The organism is Paracoccus sp. (in: a-proteobacteria) (genome assembly GCF_032007265.1).
GTDB lineage: Bacteria > Pseudomonadota > Alphaproteobacteria > Rhodobacterales > Rhodobacteraceae > Paracoccus.
In genome coordinates this window covers 1-20218 of record NZ_DALZMB010000076.1, presented here as the reverse complement: position 1 = coordinate 20218, position 20218 = coordinate 1, and the positions used below count along the sequence as shown (strand labels likewise).

Genomic DNA, 20218 nt, shown 5'->3' with positions numbered 1-20218 from the left:
GGCTGCCGGTGCTGCCGCGGGGGCGGCTGCGGCGCGGGCCACGTCTTCTTTCATCACGCGACCATCGCGGCCCGAACCCGCGACTGCATCACGCGAAATGCCGGCTTCTGCCATGGCTTTCTTGGCCGAAGGGGCATCCTCGACATCGGCGCGACCCGTAGCGGCGGCAGGTGCCGAGACAGTGGCGGCAGGTGCCGAAGCAGCAGGAGCTGCTGCACTGACCGAGCCGGCTGCGCCTTCGGTGATCACGGCCAGTTTGGCTTTGGCGTCGACGGTCGTGCCCTCGGGGGCGAAAATTTCGGCCAATACCCCTGAAACCGGCGCAGGAACCTCGACCGAGACCTTGTCGGTTTCAAGTTCGCACAGCATCTCGTCCTGATTGACGTGATCGCCGACTTTTTTGAACCAGGTCGCGACGGTCGCTTCGGTCACGCTTTCGCCCAGGGTGGGCACCATCAAGTCGACGGCTTTTCCGCTCATGTTGCTTTGTCCTTCGTTTGGCTGTGCTGCCGGCTGTTGGCGGGGCAGCATTTCTTCTGGGCCTGCGTTGCCGTCCTCGGCGATTTGCGCAAGCAATGCATTTGGCGCGACCGTTTGACCTTCGGGCGCAACGATTTCTAAGAGCGTTCCGGCGACAGGTGACGGCACTTCAACCGTCACCTTGTCGGTTTCCAGCTCGCAGATCATCTCATCAACTGCGACGCGCTCGCCTGGTTTCTTGAACCAGGTCGAGACGGTCGCCTCTGCGACGGATTCTCCTAGGGCGGGAACGCGAAGTTCAACGGCCATCAGTTACTCCCCAAGCGTGATCGAATCGTGGACCAGCGCTTCCTGTTCAGCCTTGTGACGCGATGCAAGTCCGGTCGCGACCGAGGCCGAAGCCGCCCGGCCAACGTAACGCGGCCGCGTGTGCTTGGCGCCGATACGGGCCAGAACCCATTCCAGATTGGGCTCGACAAAGGTCCAGCCGCCCTGGTTTTTGGGCTCTTCCTGGCACCAGACGATCTCGGCATCCTTGAAACGCTCGAGTTCGCGCGACAGCGACTGGGCCGGGAACGGATAGAACTGTTCCAGACGCAGGATATAGACATTGTCCGCACCTGCGGCGTTACGCGCCTGCAGCAGGTCGTAATAGACCTTGCCCGAGCAGATGACGACGCGCTTGATCTTGTCGTCGGCTGCCAGTTTGAAGTCGACCTTGCCGCGCTCGGCATCGTCCAGAAGCACGCGGTGGAAGCCAGAGCCGATGGTGAATTCATCGGCCGTCGAGACTGCAAGCGGATGGCGCAGCAGCGATTTCGGCGTCATCAAGACCAGCGGCTTGCGGAAGTTCCGCTTCAACTGGCGGCGCAGGATGTGGAAGTAGTTCGCCGGGGTCGAGCAGTTGGCCACGATCCAGTTATCTTCCGCACAGCCTTGCAAGAAGCGCTCAAGACGGGCCGAGCTGTGCTCGGGGCCCTGACCCTCGAAGCCATGCGGCAAGAGCATCACCAGCCCCGACATGCGCAGCCATTTCTTTTCGCCCGAGGAAATGAACTGGTCGAACATGATCTGCGCGCCGTTGGCGAAATCGCCGAACTGGGCTTCCCACAGGGTCAACGCATTGGGCTCGGACAGCGAATAGCCATATTCAAAGCCCAGCACCGCATATTCCGAGAGCATCGAGTCGATGACCTCGTAGCGGGCCTGACCCGGCTTGATGTTGTTGAGCGGGTAAAAGCGTTCTTCGGTGGATTGATCGATGAAGGCCGAGTGACGCTGCGAGAAGGTGCCACGGGTCGAATCCTGACCCGCCAGACGCACCGGATGCCCCTCGGCAACCAGCGAACCATAGGCCAGCGCCTCACCGGTTGCCCAGTCAAAGCCCTCGCCGGTCTCAAACATCTTTTGCTTGGCTTCAAGCAGACGGCCAACGGTTTTATGCAGATCAAAGTTCGCAGGCGCGGTCACCAGAGCCTTGCCGACCTCGGCCATCAGCTCGGGCGAGATTGCGGTTTCGCCGCGGTGATATTCCTCGGGCTCGATGGTCAGGCCAGACCATTTGCCATCCAGCCAGTCGGCCTTGTTCGGCTTGAAGGTCTTGCCTGCTTCGAACTCGGTGTTCAGCGTTGCCTGGAAGGCCGCCTTCATATCCTCGATCTCGCCTTCGGGGATCAGCCCGTCGGCCACCAGACGTTCGGTATAAAGCTGCAGCGTGGTTTTGTGCGCCTTGATGTTTTTGTACATCGCCGGGTTGGTGAACATCGGCTCGTCGCCTTCGTTGTGACCAAAGCGGCGGTAGCAGAAAATATCGATGACCACGTCTTTGTGGAACAGCTGACGGAATTCGGTCGCGACTTTCGCAGCATGGACCACCGCTTCGGGGTCATCACCATTGACGTGGAAAATCGGCGCCTCGACCATCAGAGCGATATCGGTCGGATAGGGCGATGTGCGCGAGAAGCTGGGCGCGGTCGTGAAGCCGATCTGGTTGTTCACGATGATATGGATGGTGCCGCCGGTCCGGTGGCCCTTGATGCCCGAAAGCTGCAGACATTCGGCGACGACGCCTTGGCCTGCAAAGGCCGCATCGCCATGCAGCAGGATCGGCAGCACTGCGGTGCGGTTTTCGGTGTCGTTCAGCTGGTCCTGCTTGGCACGGACCTTGCCCAGAACCACCGGGTTGACCGCCTCAAGGTGCGAGGGGTTGGCCGTCAGCGACAGGTGAACGGTGTTGCCATCAAATTCACGGTCTGCCGATGCGCCAAGGTGGTATTTCACATCGCCCGAGCCATCAACATCTTCGGGCTTGAAGCTGCCGCCCTGGAATTCGTTGAAAATCGCGCGATAAGGTTTGGACATCACATTGGCCAAAACCGACAAACGGCCACGGTGAGGCATGCCGATGGCGATATCTTTAACGCCAAGCGCACCGCCGCGCTTGATGATCTGCTCCATCGCCGGGATCAGCGCTTCGCCACCATCAAGGCCAAAGCGCTTGGTGCCCATGTATTTGACATGAAGGAATTTTTCGTAACCCTCGGCTTCGACCAGCTTGTTCAGAATGGCGCGACGGCCTTCGCGGGTAAACTGGATCTCTTTGCCGTAACCTTCGATGCGCTCTTTCAACCAGGCGGCTTGCTCGGGGTCGGAAATATGCATGTATTGCAGCGCGAAGGTGCCGCAATAGGTACGCTTCATCAGATCGACGATCTGGCGCATGGTCGCAATCTGCAGGCCAAGCACGTTGTCGATGAAGATCGGGCGATCCAGGTCATTGGGCCCAAAACCATAGGTCGCGGGGTCAAGCTCGCCCGTCTGCGGCATCTCGCGCTGTCCCAGCGGGTCCAGATCGGCAAAGAGATGGCCACGGATACGGAAGGCGCGGATCAGCATCAGCGCCCGGATCGAATCCAGCACCGCACGGCGCATTTGGTCATCGCTTAGCGATACGCCTTTTTCGGCAGCCTTGCCCGCGATCTTGCCAAGCGCGGCATTGGCCTCTTCTTTCGAGGACATCGGCCATTCGCCGGTCAGCGCCGAGGTGTTCTCATCCGAGGGCATCGGCGGCCAGTCTGCGCGGGTCCAGCTTGCACCCTGCGCTTCGCGCTGAACCGCTTGCGGATCATCCCCGAGGCTGGCGAAGAATGCATCCCATGCCGCATCTACGCTCGCGGGGTTCTGCGCCCATTGACCGTAAAGTTGCTCGACATAAGTGCTATTCTGACCCTGCAAAAAAGACGAGTCATGGAAAGCGGCATTGCCGCCGGGGGATTGATCGTTCATGGCAGAACCTTGGTCGGTTGTGCTCTGCAAGGGGCAGAGCCGGGTTGGCTGGGCTGCATCTGTGCGCCCATGGCGTTCGGGACGTTGAAAGTCACGACAGTCGCACCAAAGGGTACGGCCGCCGAGGGAAACTGGCAGAGTTGGTAAAGTGAGGGCGGATTGCGTCGCATGGCCCTATCCGCAAATCACGTCGATCATCCGCGCACCGGGGTCATCCTCGGGGGCGGTCATCGGCAAAACGACAAGTTGTTCGGGGCGCTTTTTTTCCAGCCCGCACAAGGCCGCGGCAGCGGCTTGTTCGGCATCGGCAGGCGCACGGGCGGGGTGATAGATCAGACGCCAACCGGCATCCTTGCGCGCCACGGAACGAATGGCCTCGGGCGGCATCGCCGATGCCTGATGCAGATCGGTGCGGGCCGGTACGCCGCCGCGCAAAATCTCATCGGTGGGGGCGCGGCCACAGGCCGAAAGCAGGGCCGTCAAGGCCACCGCAGAAATCATCGCGTGCACGCCCCAATGCGCGGGGCGAGCGCTTTTGTGTTCCGCCTTCATACGAAAAGCGGCAAGTCCTTTGCGGCGTTGTGCAATCTCAAACACGTTATCCACTCACAGGGACTGAGGCAGCCTCTAACTTAGGTAGAGGCTGCGACTAAGTCAAAAGTCTTACTTTCCGATTGCCTTCAGAACCGCGTCACCCAGACCTGCCGGGCTATCCGCCACGATGATCCCGGCCTTTTTCATGGCCTCGATCTTCGATTCTGCATCACCCTTGCCGCCCGAGACGATCGCACCGGCATGGCCCATGCGACGACCCGGAGGTGCGGTACGGCCCGCGATGAAGCCGGCGGTGGGTTTCCAAACGCCTTTCTTCTTCATCTCGGCCAGGAATTCCGCGGCCTCTTCTTCAGCCGAGCCACCGATTTCGCCGATCATAATGATCGATTCGGTTTCCGGATCCTCAAGGAACATCTTCAAGACGTCGATGTGTTCCATGCCCTTGATCGGGTCGCCGCCGATGCCAACAGCCGAGGATTGGCCAAGGCCCACATCCGAGGTCTGTTTGACGGCTTCATAGGTCAGCGTGCCCGAACGCGAGACAACGCCCACCGAACCACGGCGGAAGATCGAGCCCGGCATGATGCCGATCTTGCATTCATCCGGGGTCATGATGCCGGGGCAGTTCGGGCCGATCAGGCGCGATTTGCTGTCCACCAGCGCGCGCTTGACGCGCATCATGTCCAGAACCGGAATGCCTTCGGTGATCGCGACGATCAGCGGGATTTCCGCATCGATGGCTTCCAAGATCGAATCCGCTGCGAACGGCGGCGGCACATAGATCACCGAAGCATTCGCGCCGGTGACGGCTGCGGCTTCATGGACCGAGTTGAACACGGGCAGGCCGAGATGCTCGGAGCCACCTTTGCCCGGCGTTACGCCGCCGACCATTTTCGTGCCGTAAGCGATTGCTTGTTCGGTGTGGAAGGTCCCCTGCGAGCCGGTGATGCCCTGACAGATGACTTTGGTGTTTTTATCTACAAGAACGGCCATACTGGCTTTATCCTTTCGTTGCCAACAGAGCGACAAACCCCTGAGGGGTCGCGGGCAGAACGGTTATCAGTAGCTTTTTATCCGGAGTTTCCAAAAGGGCGTTTTGGGACCCTTCCACCGTAAAGCCTGGCAAATCCAATTCTGCCCATTCGTCGACAGTATAGTTTTGTTTCAGATACTCGCGAATTTGGTTGAAGACCCCTGACTGATCCGGCGTATACACAGTAACAAGGCACTGCTGGGGCATTGACTGGACGACATAGCTGATTGATCGGTCTGCCCGACGGCGTGACGCGCTTACAACGTTGCGCTGCACGTCGGTATTCAAACCGTAATCCTCCATCTTCCTCGCAGTCTCAGCCCAGTCTTCAGCCAAACCCTCCAGACAGCCATCGGCAAAGACAGATGCTGCAAGTTCGGCTGAAACTTGTTCCGGTGCCGGTTCAAGCCAGCGGAGAATCTCGGAGCGATAGCTCATAAAAGCCACAATCGCCAAACCAGCAAAGGCGAACCAAGTTGCCTTTGATTTTGCTTTGGGATTCGCTGCAAGACCCAGCTGTTTCATCAGCCCTTCACCGCTTTGACGATCTTCTTGGCCGCATCCGACAGGTCGTCTGCCGCAATCACGTTCAGGCCGCTTTTGGCGATGATATCTTTGCCCAACTCGACGTTGGTGCCTTCAAGGCGCACGACCAGCGGAACCTGCAGGCCGACTTCCTTCACGGCGGCGATGATGCCTTCCGCGATGATGTCACAGCGCATGATGCCGCCGAAGATGTTGACCAGAATGCCTTTGACATTCGGGTCCGAGGTGATGATCTTGAACGCCTCGGTCACTTTCTCTTTGGTGGCGCCGCCGCCAACATCCAGGAAGTTCGCGGGCTCGGCGCCGTAAAGCTTGATGATGTCCATCGTGGCCATCGCCAGACCTGCACCGTTCACCATGCAGCCGATTTCACCGTCAAGCGCGATGTAGTTGAGGTCGTATTTCGACGCCTCAAGTTCCTTCGGATCTTCTTCGGTTTCATCGCGCAGCGCGACGATGTCGGCGTGGCGGTAAAGCGCGTTATTGTCGAAGCCCATCTTGGCGTCGAGCGCTTTGATATTGCCATCGGGGGTGACGATCAAAGGGTTGATCTCGAGCATCTCCATGTCTTTTTCGATGAAAAGACGATAGAGGTTCTTGACCAAAGCCACGCATTGCTTGACCTGATTGCCCTCAAGGCCCAGTGCGAAAGCGACGCGGCGGCCGTGGAAATCCGACAGGCCCGACGCCGGATCGACGCTGAAGCTGACGATTTTTTCCGGGGTGTTGGCTGCGACTTCTTCGATATCCATGCCGCCTTCGGTCGAGGCAACAAAGCTGACGCGCGAGGTCTGACGGTCAACCAGCAAAGCAAGGTACAGCTCGCGTGCGATGTCGCTGCCATCCTCGATATAGATGCGGTTCACCTGCTTGCCGGCAGGGCCGGTCTGATGGGTGACCAGCGTGCGGCCCAGCATCTGGCGCGCAAGCTCTTCGGCTTCTGCGACGGATTTTGCCAGCCGGACGCCGCCCTTTTCGCCTGCTTCCTTTTCAAGGAAATGGCCCTTGCCGCGGCCGCCCGCATGGATTTGCGCCTTAACGACCCAAAGCGGCCCGCCAAGCTGACCGGCAGCTGCTTTGACTTCGTCAGCCTTGGTCACGGCATGGCCTTCGCTGACCGGCGCGCCATATTGGCGCAACAGTGCCTTGGCCTGGTATTCGTGAATGTTCATCGTGATCCCCCGCGAAATTCGGTTGGCAGGGTTGTGACACATGGCGGTCAAGGTATGAAATGGTTTGTGAGGCGAATTGGGGAAATCTGCCGATAAACCCAGATTTGCGATCACACCCTCAGAGACTGTGATCACAAAATTCAATCCGGTTCGCGCAAGCAGCAAAACCTAGGGTGCGGGCATAAGAATCCCGACTTTGACGGGCGCGATTGCCGCAGGCAGATCGGGGCCAGAATTCCATCATCCGCAAGGTGCTGCCTGGGCAGGGGCAGGGGGCGTGGCCGCCATCCCGGCAAGGGGAGGCATGGCTGAAAAGAAAAGGCCCCCCGTGGCGCATGGCTGCGGGGGGCCTGGTCAATTTACGCGTCGGGATCAGGCCAGCGAGGGGTCGATCTCTTTGCAGGCAGCAACCAGGCCTTTGACCGAGTCGACCGATTTGTCGAACATCGCCTGCTCATCGGCGTTCAGCGAGATCGCGATGACTTTTTCGATGCCGTTGCCGCCGATCACGGTCGGCACGCCGACATAAAGACCGTCAAGGCCGTAGGCGCCATCGACATAGGCCGCACAGGGCAGCACGCGCTTTTGATCCTTGAGATAGGCTTCTGCCATCTCGATCGCCGAGGTTGCCGGTGCATAGAAGGCCGAGCCAGTTTTCAGCAGGCCAACGATCTCTGCGCCGCCGTCGCGGGTGCGCTGGATGATCGCATCCAGTTTTTCCTGCGTGGTCCAGCCCATTTTGACCAGATCCGGCAGCGGGATGCCGCCAACGGTCGAATAACGGGCCAGCGGGACCATCGTGTCGCCATGGCCGCCCAGAACGAATGCGCTGACATCGCGCATCGAAACGTCGAATTCCAGCGACAGGAAGTGACGGAAACGTGCCGAATCCAGAACGCCAGCCATGCCGACAACCTTGTTCGCGGGCAGGCCCGAGAACTGCTGCAGCGCCCAGACCATCGCATCCAGCGGGTTGGTGATGCAGATCACAAAGGCGTTCGGCGCATGGGCTTTGATGCCCTCGCCAACGGATTTCATGACTTTCAGGTTGATGCCCAGCAGGTCATCGCGGCTCATGCCCGGCTTGCGTGGAACGCCTGCGGTGACGATGCAAACATCGGCGCCCGCGATATCGGCGTAGTCATTGGTGCCTTTCATGACCGCGTCAAAGCCCTCGGACGGGCCCGATTGCGCGATATCCAGGGCTTTGCCTTGGGGGGTGCCTTCGGAAATATCGAACAAAACGACATCGCCGAGTTCTTTCATCGCAGCCAGATGCGCCAGCGTACCGCCGATCTGTCCCGCGCCGATGAGTGCAATCTTGGGTCGGGCCATGGGATCCTCCATAGGGAATGATGCTTCGATGGCCTAGTGTGTTAGAATCGAAATCGCAAGTCTGTATACCTGCGTATGCAGCCAGTTTTGTCGCTAACATTTTCACGAATCTGATAGCAAATCGGCTTTTTTCTAGGGTTTCGTCACGACAGAAGCCCAAAAACCAGCCCGAAACGGTTGCGAAGGCAAATCCAGGGGTTCACAGAGTCGGCGTGGCGATCCGTTCGGGCTTCGCGCATCTCAAGCGGCAGATAGAGTAGGGACCGGCATGGATATGGGGCTTTGGGCATGGGTTCTGGCTGTGATTGCTGCGATCTCGGTCGGGCTGGCCAAGGGCGGCCTGAGCATGGTCGGGGTGATCTCGGTGCCGGTCATGGCCTTGGCGATGTCACCAATCCAGGCGGCGGGGATGCTGTTGCCGGTTTATGTCATTTCGGATCTGGGCGGTCTGATCGCCTATCGGCGCAATTTCGACATGAAAGTGCTGATCCGACTGATGCCCGGCGCGATTTTCGGAATTTTTCTGGGCTGGGCCACCTCTAGTCAGGTCAGCGATCAAACGGTCGAGCTGGTCGTCGGTGTCATCGGATTGGCCTTTGCCATCAGCGCATTGTGGAAGCGGCGCGACCAGGCCTCGGCGCGCCAGGCTGATTGGGCAAGGGGCACGGTCTGGGGCGGGGTCGCCGGATATACCAGCTTCGTTGCCCATGCCGGGGCCGCGCCCTATCAGGTCTATGCGCAACCGCTGAAGATGTCGCCGATGACCTATGCGGGCACGACCACGATCTTCTTTGCGATCTGCAATTGGATCAAGCTGATCCCTTATGCGATGCTGGGCCAGCTTTCGGCCGATAACCTGAAGGTCGCAGCGATCCTGACAATCCCGGCGCTTTTATCGGTTCAGCTGGGGATCTGGCTGGTCAAGCGCATGTCGCCGACTGTCTTTTACAATTTGATCACCTGGATGCTTCTGCTGGTTTCGATCCGCTTGATCTGGGCCGCAATCTAGCAGCTATCCCCGGTATTTGGCCAAGGGCGCGGGCAAATTTGCCGCGACGCAGCAAGTTTAAACTTGCCATTTGCATCGCATCAGGGCAGCGTTGCGCAACATTATTGCTCAGAGGCCCGCGATGACCCGTCCTTACCGCTCTGTCCTGTATATTCCCGCTGCCAATAGTCGTGCGATGGAAAAGGCGCAGAACCTTGGCGCTGATGCGATCATCTTTGATCTGGAAGATGCGGTCGCACCTGCGGAAAAGGTCGGGGCGCGTGGCCTGCTGGCACAGGCATTGCAGGCCGATTACGGCGCGCGCCGCCGGATCGTGCGCATCAACGGATTGGATACAGAATGGGGCAGTGATGATGCCCTGGCCTTTGCCGTGGGTGCCGATGCCGTTTTGATCCCGAAAGTCAGCGCCCCATCCGATCTTGACCGCGTTGCGACCCTGATCCCCGACACCCCACTTTGGGCGATGATGGAAACAGCGCAAGGCATGCTGAATGCCAGCGCCATTGCCGCTCATCCGCGCCTTGAGGGGATGGTCATGGGAACGAATGATTTGGCCAAAGAGATGAATGCCCGCTTTCGGGCTGATCGCTTGCCGATGCAGGCGGGCTTGGGCCTGTGCCTTCTGGCCGCTAAAGCGCATGGCAAAATCATCGTCGACGGGGTGTTCAACGCCTTCAAGGATGATGAGGGGTTGCGTTTTGAATGCGAACAGGGCCGCGATCTGGGCTTTGACGGCAAGACCTTGATCCATCCGGCGCAGCTGGCCATCGCCAATGAGGTTTTTGCCCCCTCAGCAGCCGAGGTCGAGATCTCGCGGCGCCATATTGCGGCCTATGACGCGGCGATCGCCGAGGGCAAGGCCGTCGCCGTCGTCGATGGCCGCATCGTGGAAAACCTGCATGTGGAAACGGCGCGTGCGACACTGGCGCGCGCCGAAGCGATTGCCCTGATGCGCAGCGAGTGACAGATTGGGCGTGATCGACATCCAGCCAAAAGGACAAGCCCCATGCTGATCCTCATTCTTGGTGTCGCGCTTTGGTGGGCTGCCCATCTGTTCAAGCGCGTCGCACCAGCCCAACGCGCAGCAATCGGAAGCAAAGGCAAAGGCATTTTCGCCGGTCTGCTTGTGATTTCAGTCCTTCTGATGATTATCGGCTATCGCATGGCTGACGGGCCTTATTGGTGGGGGCCCACGCCCGCGCTGAAAGGCATCAACAATCTGCTGATGGTTGCGGCCTTCTGGTTTTTCGCCGCCGATGGCATGAAAACCGGTTTGGCGCGTCGGCTGCACCACCCGCAGCTGATCGGCTTTTCGCTTTGGGCCTTTGCCCATCTGATCGTGAATGGTGATCTGCCGTCTTTCGTCCTTTTTGGCGGGCTTTTGCTGTGGGCTGGGGTCGAAATGGTGGTGATCAACCGTGCTGAACCGGGCTGGCAGCCCTCGACCCAGCCGGTGATCTGGCGCAAAGAGGCAATGGCCCTGCTTGGCGCGGTCGTCGTCATGGTTGTCGTCGGCCTGATCCACAGCGTTCTGGGCCCCAACCCTTTCGGAGGCTGACATGACCACGATTTACCGCCTGCTTACCGAGGATGACACCTCGGAATTTTGCCACAAAGTCTCGCTTGCTCTGTCCAAGGGCTGGGTCTTGCATGGCAGCCCGTCGATTTCCTTTGATGCCGCGCGCGGCGTCATGCGCTGTGCGCAGGCCGTCACCAAGGAAGTTGATGCCGAATACAGCCCGGAAATGAAGCTGGGGCAGCAATAAAGGGATCAAATGAGCAAGACAAATCCGGGCCGCTTTTTCGAGGATTACTCTCTCGGAGAGACCATTCCCCATGCCGTGCCTCGCACGATTTCGGGGGGGGAAAGGGCGCTTTACCAAGCGCTTTATCCGGCCCGGCATGCGTTACACTCAAGCGATCAATTCGCGCGCCATTGCGGCCTTGATGGCGCGCCGATGGATGATCTGATCACCTTTCACATCGTCTTTGGTAAGACCGTTCCCGATATCAGCCTGAATGCCGTTGCCAATCTGGGCTATGCCGAGGGGCGCTGGCTGCTGCCGGTTTGGCCCGGCGACACCTTGCATGCGACATCCCAAGTGATTGGGCTCAAGGAAAACTCGAATGGGAAATCCGGCGTCGTCTGGGTTCGTACGCGGGGCGTGAACCAACATGATCAGACGGTGCTTGAATATGTGCGCTGGGTGATGGTGCGAAAGGGGCGGCTGGATGCGCCCGCGCCCCAAGCCCATGTGCCCCAGCTGGCATCCGCCGTCGCGCCGACAGATTTGATCCTGCCAAAAGGCTTGAATTTCAACAATTATGACTTCGTTTTGGCAGGCGAGCCTTATCGTTTGTCGGATTACCAGATCGGCGAGATGATCGATCATATCGATGGCACCACCATCGAAGAGGCCGAGCATATGCTGGCCACGCGCCTGTGGCAGAACACCGCCAAGGTGCATTTCGATGCGACCTTCCGTGAAGATGGCAAGCGGCTGATCTATGGCGGGCATATCATCAGCCTTGCGCGCGCGCTCAGCTTCAACGGTCTTGCCAATGCCCAGATGCTGGCGGCCTTGAACAGCGGCGCCCATGCAAATCCTTGTTTTTCTGGGGATACGGTTCGCGCCTTTTCCCAGGTTCTGGACCTTGCCACGACCGCGATGCCGGGCGTCGGTGCGATCCGCCTGCGTACCGTTGCGCATAAGGGCAGCAGTCACGGCTTTGTCGCTGGTGGGGAAAAAATTAAGACTTCGGATGGTAAGTACCTGCCAGAGATTTTGCTGGATTTGGATTACTGGTCATTCATACCCACTTGATTCGCGCCCTCGGGCTGGTGTTTCTCGCCCTTTGGGCCAGGCCCGTATTCGCGCAAAGCGAGGCGCAGGATTTGTTTCTAGAAGCAAATCTTGTCAGTACCTTCTATCATGAGCTGGGCCATGCGCTGATCGATACATTGGATCTGCCGGTGCTTGGCCGCGAGGAAGATGCGGCAGACACCTTGTCGGTTCTGCTTCTTGATGAGATCTGGGAACCCGACTCGGCCCTTGCTCTGGCCCAGAATACGGCCTTGGCATGGGGGTTATCTGCGGCCCAATCCGATGAGGATGAACCCAGCTTCTGGGACGTCCACGGCCATGATCTGCAACGCTATTATAATACAGTCTGCCTGTGGTACGGCGCCGATCCAGATCAGCGCGGTGAGTTCGCCAGCGACTTTGATCTGCCCTCTGCGCGCGCCGAAACCTGCGCCGAGGAATATCAGCAGGCATGGGGCAGTTGGTTTGCCTATCTGCAAGATGCCGTCGATGCAGCACCGGGGCAGGCGCTTCGCTTTTCGGGAAAGGTCGAGGATCGGGTCGCTGAAATCATCGCCGAAGAGGTCCGGGCCGTGAATGCGCTTTTGGCCCTGCCGGTCAAGATCCGCGTTTCGCTGGATGATTGTGGCGAGGCGAATGCCTTCTACGATCCGGGTAAGAAGGAAATCAGAATTTGTCGGGAATATGCCGACTGGCTGGGCGAGCTGGCCAAAGATGCGGATCTGTGATCACGAGGCTAGATCGTGTGATCACAAAAATGTAAAAACACCGTTTCTTAGGGGAATGTCCGGCCTCGGCTGATGACACCTGCGACAAAAGCGCTAGAACCAAATCAATTTTTCAGCCAGCCCCTCCCGCCAGCTGCGACGTGGCGGCGGGTCATAGGCTAAGCACCTGAGACAACGCAGGAGAGCGCATCATGGCCGACGTCAACCGGGGCAACCGGCCGCTGTCCCCCCATTTGCAGGTCTATCGTCTTCCTATTGCGGCGATTACCTCGATCATGACACGTATCACCGGCCATGCGCTGGTTGCGGGTATCCTTCTTTTGGTATGGTGGCTTGCCGCAGCCGTAACCTCGGATCGCGCCTTTGCCTGCGCGGATTGGGTGGTGCGCTCGTGGATCGGCTTCATCATCCTGACCGGCTCGATGTGGGCCTTGTGGTACCACCTGCTCGCTGGTCTGCGCCATCTTTTCTATGATGCGGGCATCGGCCTTGAGATCGAATCCGCGCGCAAATCCAGTGTTGCGATCATCGCGGCTTCGGTGGTGCTGGCGCTGATCACACTCATCTTGTTCTTTGCGCTCTGAGGAGGAAAAACCATGCGTTATCTCACTCCGCGTAAGGCAGCCGAGGGGCTTGGCGCCTCGCATACCGGCACCCAGGATCATTGGTTCATGACGGTGACGGCGGTGGCTTTGCTCATCCTGACGCCGTGTTTCATGCTGGTCGTCGCCCATGCCATCGGCCTGCCGCGAGAGGGCGTGATCGCCTATTTCGGTCGCCCGATCCCGGCAATCATTGTCGCGATGTTCATCATCGTCGGCATGCTTCATTTCATCCGCGGCACCCGCATCATGATCGATGACTATCTTGATCACGGCGCGCGCAAAGCCGCGATCATTTTCTCGGTCATTTTCAGCTGGACGGTTATTGCCGTCGCTGTCTATGCACTCGCCCGTATGGGGCTGGGTGCGATCGCTCTGGTCTGAGGTCCCACATGGCTACTTATCCTTACGTAACGCATGATTATGACGTGGTCGTGGTGGGTGCTGGCGGTGCGGGTCTGCGCGCCACGCTTGGCATGGCTGAACAGGGGTTGCGCACGGCTTGCGTGACCAAGGTTTTCCCGACCCGTTCGCATACAGTCGCAGCCCAGGGCGGCATTGCTGCTTCGCTTTCGAATATGGGCCCCGACAACTGGCAGTGGCATATGTATGACACGGTCAAGGGTTCGGACTGGCTGGGCGATACCGATGCGATGGAATATCTCGCACGTGAAGCGCCCAAAGCCGTTTACGAGCTGGAGCACTATGGCGTGCCCTTCTCGCGGACCGAAGAGGGCAAGATCTATCAGCGCCCCTTTGGCGGCCACACCACCGAATTTGGCGAAGGCCCGCCGGTGCAACGCACCTGTGCCGCGGCTGACCGTACCGGTCACGCCATTTTGCACACGCTTTACGGCCAGTCGCTGAAAGAAAAAGCCGAGTTCTTTATCGAATATTTCGCGCTGGACCTGATCATCACCGACGGGAAATGCACGGGCGTCGTCTGCTGGAAGCTGGATGACGGCACCATTCATGTCTTCAATGCCAAAATGGTGGTGCTGGCCACGGGCGGTTATGGCCGTGCCTATTTCAGCGCAACCTCGGCCCATACCTGCACCGGCGATGGTGGCGGTATGGTGGCGCGTGCGGGTCTGCCGCTTCAGGATATGGAATTTGTGCAGTTCCACCCGACCGGGATCTATGGCTCGGGCTGCCTCATCACCGAGGGCGCACGCGGCGAGGGTGGTTATCTGACCAACTCCGAAGGCGAGCGCTTCATGGAGCGTTACGCCCCGACCTATAAGGATCTGGCCTCGCGCGATGTGGTCTCACGCTGCATCACCATCGAGATCCGCGAGGGGCGTGGTGTGGGCGAGCATAAGGACCACATGTTCCTGAACCTGCAGCACCTTCCGCCCGAGGCGCTGCATGAACGTCTGCCGGGGATCTCTGAATCGGCCAAGATCTTTGCTGGTGTCGATGTCACCCGCGAGCCGATCCCGATTTTGCCGACCGTTCACTATAATATGGGCGGTATTCCCACCAACTATTGGGGCGAGGTGCTGAACCCGACCCAGGACAGCCCCGATGCGGTCTTCCCCGGTCTGATGGCTGTGGGCGAGGCGGGTTGCGCCTCGGTACATGGTGCCAACCGTCTGGGCTCGAACTCGCTTATTGACCTTGTGGTCTTTGGCCGGGCTGCTGCCATCAAGGCAGGTCAGGTCGTTGACCGCGAAGCCCCCGTGCCGACCACCAACGTCGCCGAAGTCGAAAAGGCGCTGGCTCGTTTCGACGCTTTGCGCAACGCCAATGGTTCGATCTCGACCGCCGAATTGCGCCTAGAGATGCAGCGCACGATGCAGGCCGACGCGGCGGTGTTCCGCACCGATAAAACGCTGGCCGAAGGCGTCGAGCGCATGACCTCGATCGCGGCAAAGCTGGACAATCTTAAGGTCACGGATCGCAGCCTGATCTGGAACAGCGATCTGATGGAAACGCTCGAGCTGACCAACCTGATGCCGAACGCTTTGGCGACGATTGTTGCCGCCGAGGCTCGCAAGGAAAGCCGCGGCGCACATGCGCATGAAGACTACCCTGAGCGGGACGACGCCAACTGGCGTAAGCATTCGCTTGCATGGGTCGAGGGCAACACGGTTAAACTGGCCTATCGGCCCGTTCACCTTGAACCTTTGACGGCTCAGGATGAGGGCGGGATCGATCTGAAAAAGATCGCACCAAAAGCGAGGGTTTATTGATGCGTTTTCGTCTTCCACTGGTTCTAACTGCTGGCGCGCTGGCGTTGTCGGGTTGCGTTGTGCAAAATCCGAATGCTCTGCCCGTAACGCCGCCGCCCGTCGTGACCGCTCCGGTCCCGTCGGTGCCCACTGTCGCGCAATCCGCCGCGCGTCTGGCCGTCAATCGCGAGATGGCACGCCGTCTGCCGGGGGCGAACGTTTCGCCTTACACAGATTGCGTCATCGACAATGCTTCGGCCGCCGAGCTGGCAGACATCGGGCGCCAAAGCGCTGCGGGTGGCAATGTCAGCAATGCGGTTGCTGCGGTGGTTGGCCGTCCGGCGACCTCGCAATGCATCGCGCGCGCAGCGGCTGCTGCGAAGGCCTCGGTCTAAAATGCGCGGGCGCTGGACATGGGCGGCATATGGGCTGGGGCTGACAATGCTTTCTGCTTGTACCCAGCCGCCTGTGCCGGTCGCTCAGGCAGAAAAAATGTGCCTCGGCGCTGCATATGAAAGCAGCGCCGGGCCGAAAACCGAGGTGGGCTTTGGCGTCGGCAACCATGGTCTGCGCGGCGGCTATGTCTCGGTCGGCATGTCAGCCGATGCCTTTATGGGACGTGATCCCGCCGAAGTTTATGCGCGTTGCGTGATGAAACGCTCGGGGCAGATGCCGACGCGCCCGCTATATGATCAGCCCGGCTGGGGCGGAAAGTGATCCGGCAAGGCCTGACGGCCGTCAAGTTTCGCATGCCGGTTGCGACAGAAATTTCGAACCCCGCTTGGCGGCGGTCTGACCACCAGGAGTGACCCCAATGGTCCAGTTCAATCTTCCCAAGAACTCCCGCATCCGGGTCGGCAAGACCTGGCCCAAGCCCGAGGGCGCCAAGAACCTGAAGCGGTTCAACATTTACCGTTGGGACCCCGATACCGGCGAAAATCCACGGCTGGATACCTATTTCATCGACCTTGATAAATGCGGTCCGATGATGCTGGACGCGCTGATCAAGATCAAAAATGAAATTGACCCGACGCTGACCTTTCGCCGCTCGTGCCGCGAGGGGATCTGCGGCTCTTGCGCGATGAACATCGGCGGTGGCAACAAGCTGGCCTGTATTTTCGGCATTGATGAGGTCAAGGGCGATGTGAATATCTATCCCCTTCCGCATATGCCGGTGATCAAGGATCTTATTCCTGATCTGACGCATTTCTATGCCCAGCACGCCTCGATTCAGCCCTATCTGATGACCGAGACGCCGACGCCGGACAAGGAATGGCGCCAGTCGATCGAGGATCGCAAGAAACTTGATGGCCTTTATGAATGCGTGATGTGCGCGTCTTGCTCGACCTCGTGCCCCAGCTACTGGTGGAATGGCGACAAATATCTGGGCCCTGCGGCGCTGCTGGCGGCCTATCGCTGGATCATCGATTCGCGTGATGAGGCGACGGGCGAGCGTTTGGACGATTTGGAAGATCCGTTCAAACTGTATCGCTGCCACACGATCATGAACTGCACCAATACCTGCCCCAAGGGCTTGAACCCCGCCAAGGCCATTGCCTCGATCAAGCATATGATGGTCGATCGCATCGTCTGATCGGTCAGCCTTGCATAAGGATCAGGGCTGCCATGCCCTGATCCGCCCTTTGACGCCACGTCGCTTCACTAGAAATTTCTGCACTGCAGCATTATCTCTCTGTCGTAATGGGAAGCCATTCTGAGACGGAGATCACCATGGCAAAACGTATCGATGCCACCGAAATTTCGCAGCAGATTGCACGCGTCGCACCCGCCAATCGGGTAGAGGCTCAGCCAAGTCTGGCGGTTTTGGAACAAATGTTCGGCTATTTCAGCTTCGAGCTGATGCCGCAAGAAGCAAGCGATCTGAAGAAAGCTGCCTAAGGCCTGTTTCAAAAGGCCTATGGTTTTTGATTGGAAAAATGCGGCGCGGCCTGTGGCTGGCGCCGCATTTTCCGTTCTGCGGTCGATAATACCGGTGGTTAGAGGGTGATGGCGACCATGACCTCGGGCTCGATCACATTGACGCCCGGCAGGCCCGCTTTCAACGGCTCGGCATCCTGCGCAAGCAGCGGAAAGGTCTTGTAATGGCAGGGCACGAGCGTCTTGAAATTGAAGTACTTCTTGGCGGCCCAAGCCGCGCGCTGCATATCCATGGTGAAATGCCCGCCCGCCGACAGAATGCCGATATCAGGGGCGTGATATTCCCCCATCCAGCCCATGTCGGCCATGATGTCGGTATCGCCCGAGACATAGATCACATGGCCCTCGCCTGCGATCATGTAGCCCGATTCGTGCCCCGCATAGATCGGCCCTTCTGAGCCTTCGATCGACGAGGAATGGCTGGCGTTCACCATTGTGACTTTGGCCCCGCCCAGATCAACCGTGCCGCCTTTGTTAAAGCCGATCCCCTGGATTTCCTGATGCGTTTGCCATGTCGTGATCAGATCATAGATCCCGACAACGGGAATTTTCTGCGCCCGGGCAATGGCCAAAGCATCGCCGGTATGATCGCCATGGCCATGGGTGATCAGGATATGGGTCGCGCCTGCCACGGCCTCGTCGCGTCGCTCTTCGGGAAAGACCGGATTTCCCAAAAGCCAGGGGTCGATCAAAATGACCGCGTCTTCGATTTCGAGACGAAAGCCCGAATGGCCAAGCCAGGTCAGTTTCATCAGATGCTCCTTGGATTATGGCATCACGCCAGCAGGGAAAGGACAAAGGGGATCGTGATCACCGCCAATACAGTCTGCCAAGTCAGGATATCGGCGTAAAGATCAGCGTCGCCGCCCATCTGACGTGCCACGATATAGCCATTGGCGGCGGTGGGCGCGGCGGTGACCAAAATCCCGGCGATCATCAGATCATGCGACAGGCCCAGATAGCTTGCGATCACCCAGAAGATAACGGGCATCAGCAACAGGCGCGAGGTAACGGCAAGGATCAGCTCGGGCGAGAGTGACAGCAAACGGTCGATTTGAATTCCGGCACCCACGATCAGCAGGCTGACAGCAATGGCGGCGGAGCCAATCATATTGATCGCCTCGGCCGCGGGGGCGGGCAGCGCGATTGCGCCCAAATTCAAGACAAGCCCCGCCATGCATCCTTGAATAAGCGGATTGCCAAGAATGGATTTGATGATGATCAGGGGATGGGCGCGCCCGCTGCCCCAGATTGCCATGATCGACACGTTCACCACGTTGATGATCGGAATCAGAAAGGCCATGCCCACCGAAATCAGCCCGATGCCCTTGCTGCCCAATAATCCCGTGGCCAGCGCCATGCCGACAAAGGCGTTCCAGCGTGTCACGGTCTGAAACATCGTGGTGAATCGGGGATTGGGCAGTCTCAGCGCAAATTTCAGGGCAAAGACAAGGCAAGCACCAAGGCCGGTGGTCGCCATTAATGCCATGCCAAACGGGCCGACGCGGGCCCAGGTCAGATCGGCGCGATAGACCGAGATCATCATCACGGCCGGAAAAAGGACGCGATAGCAGAAAATTTCGACGCCGGGCCAGGCCGAGGCGGGAACGATGGCGCTGCGGCGGGCAAAATAGCCGATCAAAACGATGAGCGCGACGGGAAGGACGGCGGAGGTTGCTGACATGCGGGCAACCTGCGCCGAGCGCCGCTCGGCGTCAATCGCATCCATGGTTGCAAGTGCTTGCCCCGAAACGCCACGGGCGGTAAACCGACGCCAAGCGAAAGGAACCACCATGGCGATCACTCAGGATGAAGCCCGCAAGGTCGCGCATCTGGCACGCATTGCGGTCGACGAAGCCGACCTGCCTGCGCTGGCAGAGGGGCTGAACGGCATTCTTCACTTCATGGAACAGCTCAATGAAGTTGATGTCGAAGGTATCGAACCAATGACCGGGGTCGAACCGATGCGCCTGAAGCGGCGTAAGGATGTCGTCACTGACGGCGAAATGCAGGACCGTATCCTCGCCAATGCGCCCGACGCGCGCGAGGGCTTTTTCGCAGTGCCGAAGGTGGTGGAATGAGCGATCTGAATAAACTGACCATCGCCGAGGCCCGCGACCGTCTGCGTGCCCGCGATATCACTTCGGTCGAACTGACCGATGCTTGCCTGGGCGCGATCGACGCTGCGGATAAGCTGAATGCCTATGTGCATAAAACCCCGGAAATCGCCCGCGAGATGGCCGCTGCGGCAGATCGTCGTCTGGCTTCGGGCGACGCGCCGGCAATGTGCGGCATCCCCTTGGGGATCAAGGATCTTTTCTGCACCAAGGGCGTGAACTCGCAAGCGGCCAGTGCGATTTTGGAAGGGTTCAAGCCCGAATACGAATCCACCGTGACCCAGAACCTTTGGGATGCGGGCGCGGTCATGTTGGGCAAGCTGAACATGGACGAATTCGCCATGGGCTCGTCCAACGAGACCAGCATCTATGGCAAGGCGGTCAACCCCTGGAAGATCGACGCGCGCGAATTGACGCCC

24 protein-coding genes are annotated in these 20218 nt (G+C 59.2%); 15 read left to right on the top strand and 9 right to left on the bottom strand.

What is annotated here, in order from left to right:
- From RTS12_RS14810 to mdh, 7 genes are all read right to left on the bottom strand, one after another.
- Nucleotides 1-789, bottom strand: a 789-nt coding sequence (locus RTS12_RS14810; protein WP_312529871.1) for a biotin/lipoyl-containing protein, incomplete at its 3' end; no start/stop codon positions are given.
- A gap of 3 nt (nt 790-792) precedes the next feature.
- A complete protein-coding gene (locus RTS12_RS14805; RefSeq protein WP_312529868.1) occupies nt 793-3765 on the bottom strand; it encodes a 2-oxoglutarate dehydrogenase E1 component in 2973 nt (990 codons plus the stop codon).
- A gap of 174 nt (nt 3766-3939) precedes the next feature.
- Entirely contained in the window at nt 3940-4266 is a 327-nt protein-coding gene (locus RTS12_RS14800) for a hypothetical protein (RefSeq protein WP_312529867.1), read from the bottom strand.
- Between the two features lie 162 nt (nt 4267-4428).
- Nucleotides 4429-5313 carry a succinate--CoA ligase subunit alpha gene (gene sucD, locus RTS12_RS14795; protein ID WP_312529865.1) on the bottom strand — a complete coding sequence of 295 codons (885 nt, stop codon included), beginning with the start codon at nt 5311-5313 and terminating at the stop codon, nt 4429-4431.
- A gap of 7 nt (nt 5314-5320) precedes the next feature.
- Nucleotides 5321-5878: a hypothetical protein gene (locus RTS12_RS14790; RefSeq protein WP_312529863.1), complete on the bottom strand. Its 558-nt coding sequence runs from the start codon at nt 5876-5878 to the stop codon at nt 5321-5323.
- Nucleotides 5878-7071, bottom strand: coding sequence for an ADP-forming succinate--CoA ligase subunit beta (gene sucC, locus RTS12_RS14785; RefSeq protein WP_312529861.1), 1194 nt, complete (start codon nt 7069-7071; stop codon nt 5878-5880). The genes RTS12_RS14790 and sucC overlap by 1 nt, the downstream gene beginning before the upstream one ends.
- A gap of 372 nt (nt 7072-7443) precedes the next feature.
- Nucleotides 7444-8406 carry a malate dehydrogenase gene (mdh, locus tag RTS12_RS14780; protein WP_312529859.1) on the bottom strand — a complete coding sequence of 321 codons (963 nt, stop codon included), beginning with the start codon at nt 8404-8406 and terminating at the stop codon, nt 7444-7446.
- 268 nt (nt 8407-8674) lie between these two features.
- Here mdh and RTS12_RS14775 point away from each other — a divergent pair, with 268 nt between their 5' ends.
- From RTS12_RS14775 to RTS12_RS14715, 13 genes are all read left to right on the top strand, one after another.
- Nucleotides 8675-9415 (top strand): sulfite exporter TauE/SafE family protein, encoded by a 741-nt coding sequence (locus RTS12_RS14775; protein ID WP_312529857.1) that lies wholly within the window; start codon nt 8675-8677, stop codon nt 9413-9415.
- A gap of 121 nt (nt 9416-9536) precedes the next feature.
- Nucleotides 9537-10379, top strand: a complete 843-nt coding sequence (locus tag RTS12_RS14770) for a CoA ester lyase (RefSeq protein WP_312529855.1) — start codon at nt 9537-9539, stop codon at nt 10377-10379.
- Nucleotides 10380-10421: 42 nt separating this feature from the next.
- Nucleotides 10422-10973 carry an NnrU family protein gene (locus RTS12_RS14765; RefSeq protein ID WP_312529853.1) on the top strand — a complete coding sequence of 184 codons (552 nt, stop codon included), beginning with the start codon at nt 10422-10424 and terminating at the stop codon, nt 10971-10973.
- Between the two features lies 1 nt (nt 10974).
- A complete protein-coding gene (locus RTS12_RS14760; RefSeq protein WP_312529851.1) occupies nt 10975-11181 on the top strand; it encodes a DUF1737 domain-containing protein in 207 nt (68 codons plus the stop codon).
- A 9-nt stretch (nt 11182-11190) separates the two neighbouring features.
- Nucleotides 11191-12240: a MaoC family dehydratase gene (locus RTS12_RS14755; protein ID WP_312529849.1), complete on the top strand. Its 1050-nt coding sequence runs from the start codon at nt 11191-11193 to the stop codon at nt 12238-12240.
- 71 nt (nt 12241-12311) lie between these two features.
- Nucleotides 12312-12968: a DUF4344 domain-containing metallopeptidase gene (locus tag RTS12_RS14750; RefSeq protein WP_312529847.1), complete on the top strand. Its 657-nt coding sequence runs from the start codon at nt 12312-12314 to the stop codon at nt 12966-12968.
- Between the two features lie 191 nt (nt 12969-13159).
- Complete coding sequence (sdhC, locus tag RTS12_RS14745; protein ID WP_312529845.1) at nt 13160-13552, top strand: succinate dehydrogenase, cytochrome b556 subunit; 393 nt, start codon at nt 13160-13162, stop codon at nt 13550-13552.
- Nucleotides 13553-13564: 12 nt separating this feature from the next.
- Nucleotides 13565-13954, top strand: coding sequence for a succinate dehydrogenase, hydrophobic membrane anchor protein (locus RTS12_RS14740; protein WP_312529843.1), 390 nt, complete (start codon nt 13565-13567; stop codon nt 13952-13954).
- A gap of 8 nt (nt 13955-13962) precedes the next feature.
- Nucleotides 13963-15765, top strand: a complete 1803-nt coding sequence (gene sdhA, locus RTS12_RS14735) for a succinate dehydrogenase flavoprotein subunit (RefSeq protein ID WP_312529841.1) — start codon at nt 13963-13965, stop codon at nt 15763-15765.
- Nucleotides 15765-16139, top strand: a complete 375-nt coding sequence (locus tag RTS12_RS14730; RefSeq protein ID WP_312529838.1) for a hypothetical protein — start codon at nt 15765-15767, stop codon at nt 16137-16139. The genes sdhA and RTS12_RS14730 overlap by 1 nt, the downstream gene beginning before the upstream one ends.
- Before the next feature lie 97 nt (nt 16140-16236).
- The gene (locus RTS12_RS14725; RefSeq protein ID WP_312529836.1) at nt 16237-16461 is read left to right on the top strand and encodes a hypothetical protein; all 225 of its coding nucleotides are present in this window, start codon (nt 16237-16239) and stop codon (nt 16459-16461) included.
- 97 nt (nt 16462-16558) lie between these two features.
- Nucleotides 16559-17338 (top strand): succinate dehydrogenase iron-sulfur subunit, encoded by a 780-nt coding sequence (locus RTS12_RS14720; protein ID WP_312529834.1) that lies wholly within the window; start codon nt 16559-16561, stop codon nt 17336-17338.
- A 137-nt stretch (nt 17339-17475) separates the two neighbouring features.
- Entirely contained in the window at nt 17476-17643 is a 168-nt protein-coding gene (locus tag RTS12_RS14715; protein WP_312529832.1) for a hypothetical protein, read from the top strand.
- 98 nt (nt 17644-17741) lie between these two features.
- On the opposite strand, the gene RTS12_RS14710 is transcribed toward RTS12_RS14715, so the two are convergent.
- A complete protein-coding gene (locus tag RTS12_RS14710) occupies nt 17742-18434 on the bottom strand; it encodes a metal-dependent hydrolase (RefSeq protein ID WP_312529830.1) in 693 nt (230 codons plus the stop codon).
- A gap of 23 nt (nt 18435-18457) precedes the next feature.
- Nucleotides 18458-19477, bottom strand: a complete 1020-nt coding sequence (locus tag RTS12_RS14705; protein ID WP_312529828.1) for an AEC family transporter — start codon at nt 19475-19477, stop codon at nt 18458-18460.
- On the opposite strand from RTS12_RS14705, the gene gatC reads away from it, so the two are divergent.
- On the top strand, nt 19476-19763 hold the full coding sequence (gene gatC, locus RTS12_RS14700) for an Asp-tRNA(Asn)/Glu-tRNA(Gln) amidotransferase subunit GatC (protein ID WP_312529826.1): 288 nt from the start codon (nt 19476-19478) through the stop codon (nt 19761-19763). The genes RTS12_RS14705 and gatC overlap by 2 nt on opposite strands.
- The coding region (locus RTS12_RS14695; protein WP_312529824.1) for an amidase at nt 19760-20218 on the top strand (459 nt) is incomplete at its 3' end. The genes gatC and RTS12_RS14695, both read left to right, overlap by 4 nt.